5 protein-coding genes are annotated in these 4,269 nt (G+C 42.6%); 4 read left to right on the top strand and 1 reads right to left on the bottom strand.

Going from position 1 to position 4,269, the window contains the following annotated elements; all coding sequences use genetic code 11:
- Positions 1 to 444 (top strand): MotA/TolQ/ExbB proton channel family protein (locus CAN34_RS01590; RefSeq protein WP_133063013.1); only part of this gene is annotated, 444 nt, incomplete at its 5' end.
- Between the two features lie 102 nt (positions 445 to 546).
- Positions 547 to 948 (top strand): biopolymer transporter ExbD, encoded by a 402-nt coding sequence (locus CAN34_RS01585; RefSeq protein WP_089554141.1) that lies wholly within the window; start codon positions 547 to 549, stop codon positions 946 to 948.
- A gap of 240 nt (positions 949 to 1,188) precedes the next feature.
- On the opposite strand, the gene CAN34_RS01580 is transcribed toward CAN34_RS01585, so the two are convergent.
- Positions 1,189 to 1,728 (bottom strand): DUF2799 domain-containing protein, encoded by a 540-nt coding sequence (locus CAN34_RS01580; RefSeq protein WP_254423046.1) that lies wholly within the window; start codon positions 1,726 to 1,728, stop codon positions 1,189 to 1,191.
- Between the two features lie 411 nt (positions 1,729 to 2,139).
- On the opposite strand from CAN34_RS01580, the gene CAN34_RS01575 reads away from it, so the two are divergent.
- Positions 2,140 to 2,736, top strand: a complete 597-nt coding sequence (locus tag CAN34_RS01575) for a hypothetical protein (protein ID WP_089554140.1) — start codon at positions 2,140 to 2,142, stop codon at positions 2,734 to 2,736.
- A gap of 279 nt (positions 2,737 to 3,015) precedes the next feature.
- Positions 3,016 to 4,269 (top strand): type I DNA topoisomerase (gene topA, locus CAN34_RS01570; RefSeq protein WP_089554139.1); only part of this gene is annotated, 1,254 nt, incomplete at its 3' end.

The raw sequence follows: 4,269 nt of genomic DNA, 5'->3' as shown, positions 1-4,269 counted from the left end.
CGTTACCTGTTTGCCAGTGAGCGTGGATTACCTTTCCTCGGTAAGACGGCAGCGATTGCGCCATTGATTGGTCTGTTTGGGACGGTGTGGGGTATTTTTCATGCCCTGCATAATATTGGCGTGAGTGGACAGGCGGGATTGGGACAAGTTGCAGGACCAGTTGGCGAAGCGCTTATTATGACGGGTTTGGGGATCGCAGTTGCGATTCCAGCAGTGGTGTTTTATAACCTTGCAGTGCGTATCAATCGCCGCGTCATGTACCATGCCAATGATAGAGCGCATGATTTATTGGCGCAATCTACTGAGCTAGCAGCCATACAACAACCGTCAATAGACAGTAAATCTACCGCTATTCAAGCTCAGTTAGCGAAAGATATTAATGCAGATACACAAGCCACTCAACAAACAGAACATTATCATAAATCAGCGCCATCGCAGCTGTAACCCTTATTCATTGATAGGGTAGTAAGTTAAAAGAAAACAAAGCTACAGATAAGCTAGAAAGTAATAGCTGCAATGATAATAAAAAACGTATTGAGAATAATTATGGCATTTCAATTGGGTGACGATGATGTTCAAAGCATGAATGAGATGAATCTCATTCCGCTGATTGATGTCATGTTGGTATTGATGATTATCTTTTTATTGACGGCGACCGTGCTAAACCCGACCGTGCCATTAGATTTACCAAAGACCAGCGCTGAGTTAAATGAGACACCGCCAGAGGCTATTCAAATCAGTATCGATAAAGATTCAGGAGTATTTTGGGACAGTGATCCCATTAGTATGGAAGAGCTGGAGATGCGCTTGCAACAACAAAGTGCAGCGGGTAAAGATCCTTCGGTACAACTGCGCGCTGATAAAGAAGGTAAATACGATACCGTTGCGCAAGTATTAGCGGCTGCCAGTCAAGCAGGATTGACTAAAATAGCTTTTGTTAACGAATAATCGTTAAAGCCACAAGCCTGCTAAAAATACCAGCGCGCTTATCAATAAAAAAACAACCAAGATAATAAGAAGAACAATTAAAATAATAAATTTTTCCTCCGGCCTCGCATGGGTAACCTTGTGAGGTTTCCTTTATGTAAAATTCCTTTATTTTATCGCCGACTTAATGCTTACAATAACTGGTCTCAAACTCAGTCAAAATTAATCACATTTATATAAGGTATTGTGCTGCCTAAGTCATTACCAACCATAACCAAATGGACGATAGCCATAACCGAAGGGTCTAGGACCATAACCAAATGGATAAGGCGAACGCAAGTAATCAAGGTCGCGTTGGCGGATATAGTAGTAGCGTCCTTGTGCGTAGGCTTCTTCCAGCTTCTCGATACCCTCAAGTGGGCAAACAGGCTGCCAGTCATAACCTTCGCGACCAAGTTTATAGGCATTGAGCTCAGTGCAGTATTTTTTAAGTCCCTGCTGGCGTCCTTGTTCCCACTGGATACGATTAGGCATTGGACCGCCTACCTTTGCGCAGCTATCGGCATAATGACCAAAGTAAGCGCCTGAGCGTCCACGGATACCGTCAGCATAGCCCACTTCTTGCCAGTTGCTACTTTGACACTGCTGCGGCGTTAGGCTTTGGGTCGTTGCACAGCCCGATAAAGTGAACAAAGCCGCGCCCATCAGCGATAGGGTAATACTGGATTTACTCATAACTTTACTGACCAATTGAGTAGCAAAAGTAACGGTCGATGAGTTTCGCTTAATAATATTATTCATAATAAACCTGCGCGCGTTTAAAATTATGGTTTATCATAGCACTTTTTTATACGTACAACTTTTTGCATCTTGTTATCGAATGGCTGGTTTATGATATTAAACCTCTGATATAGCACTATAAATGTTAATGGTTCTACAGATGAGGCGATTGCTCATCAAGTAGCTTTTCATAAATGTTTGATAAATATTTAATAAATGCTTAATTAACTATAAATGGAATACTGAGGCGTTATTAATTTGAGTCAGCTTGATTTTTAATGGTTCGTGCGCATTATAAGTAGCTATATATTTAGTACCTATATATTTAGTACTCATAATATTAAGCACTTATATAAAGGTCAATCCTATAAAAAATAACGGCTTTTATGTGCGACTTGCACTGGTTTACTTTAGCAAAAAGGTCAGATTGTCATGGGAATGTGGATTGCCGTCGCCATTGTACTATTCGTATTAGGGAGTATGATGGCGCTCAAACCTAACGGTATCGATCAGCGTTTGGATAAGCTGCGCATGACTGCGCGCCGCTTACAGTTGAATCCAAAGCTCATTAGCTGTCCTGACTGGATAAAGGGTAAAGACAACGAGTATGGCCGCGGGATGATGGGGCAATATTGCTTAGTACTAGAAGATACGCAGCTGCCATATACACGCTATCAAGTGATTGATGGGCAATGGCGCCCAGATAGCAACTTTGTCGATACCACTACAGATGCTACTAAACTCAGTATTCCAAGTGCCATTCGGTCTAGTCAAAGCAATACTCATACGACTGTTAAGAAGACCAATTTCAGTTTGGACAAGGTAGCACTGGATTTGCCAGTCAGTATTGAGCCACATGTAAAGGGCTTATTGACTAAGGCTAATAGCATTGTTATTTATTGGGAAGATATTGCTTATGTACGCCCATCGACCAATCCTGCCTATCAGCAGAAATTGATTGAGAACGATTTATTATTACTTAAGCAGAAGCTTGAGCACTGGGCGCTACAGATGCAGAAGAGCCTATAAATATCGCTACAAGGTAGCAAATTGTTTTTTCGTCTCCATAAACGGACGATATGCAAGTGCTTTTGACATACGGCCAGTCATTTGCAGTTGACAGTTTAAGCCTTAGCAGTGTAACGTCTTTATAACTGAATCCTTTCGTTATGGTTATCGTTTGTTTTATAACCAATTTTACTAGCAGCCATTACTACAATAATTTGCCATGCCCTTATAACCAAACCTATAAAAGGCATGCTGCTAGACAACTTTTATTTTAATTTACTTATTATGGTGTCGTCACATATGACAAAACCCACAACTAAAAAAAGCGCAGCGCCCGCTGCTGACAAACCCAAAGGCAGCCCAAAAGGTAAGTCTTTGGTAATTGTCGAATCACCCGCCAAAGCAAAAACCATCAATAAATACTTGGGTGATGACTTTATCGTACGCTCAAGTATCGGTCATATCCGAGATTTGCCAGTCGGTGCCAGCAAAAGCGCAAAGAAACCGCCGACGACTAAAAAAGATGACAGTCTGACCAAAGAAGAAAAAACTCAGCAAGCATTGGTACGGCGCATGGGCGTTGATCCTGAGCATAATTGGGCAGCAGTTTATGAAGTACTGCCAAATAAAACCAAGGTCATTAAAGAGCTTAAAGCCTTAGCCAAAGACGCTGACAAAATCTATCTCGCAACGGATATGGATAGAGAAGGAGAGGCGATTGCTTGGCATCTAAAAGAAGTTATCGGCGGCGCAGATAGTAAATACGAGCGCGTGGTCTTTAACGAGATTACTAAATCTGCCATTCAAAATGCCTTTAAACAACCATCTAAACTCGATATCGATCGCGTTAATGCCCAGCAAGCAAGGCGCTTTTTAGACCGTGTCGTTGGCTTTATGGTATCACCACTGCTTTGGCAAAAAGTGGCTCGCGGCTTGTCTGCAGGTCGCGTACAGTCCGTTGCCATGCGCTTGGTCGTTGAGCGTGAGCATGAAATCCGCGCCTTTATTCCAGAAGAGTATTGGCAGATTCATGCAGATACCCATATTGCTGATAGCAAAGCCAAAAAAGTCGCAGACGCTGAGCAAATTGCTATTCGTTTAGAAGCCACCAAACAAGGCGGAAAAACGCTAAAGCTCGTTAATAAAGAGCAGACCGATAAAGTATTAGAGGTTCTTAAAGCAAGCGACTTTATCGTTAAAGAACGCGAAGAGAAGCCAACGCAATCACGCCCAAGTGCGCCATTTATTACCTCGACCCTACAACAAGCTGCCAGTACACGATTGGGGTTTTCGGTTAAGAAAACCATGATTTTGGCGCAACGTTTGTACGAAGCGGGTCATATCACTTATATGCGTACCGATTCGACCTTTTTATCTGGTGATGCGCTTGCTGCTGTACGTGGCTACATCGAAGACAGCTATGGCGCAAAATATGTGCCAGAAAAGCCGAATTTCTATGGTAATAAACAAGGCGCACAAGAGGCGCATGAAGCCATTCGTCCGTCTAATGTCAATATGAAGTCAACCCAGCTTAAAGCTGTTGAGCGTGATGCG

Source organism: Psychrobacter sp. DAB_AL32B, from assembly GCF_002224105.1.
Classification (GTDB): Bacteria; Pseudomonadota; Gammaproteobacteria; order Pseudomonadales; family Moraxellaceae; genus Psychrobacter.
The sequence above is the reverse complement of the archived record's forward strand: the minus strand, read 5'-3'. Positions and strand labels throughout refer to the sequence as shown.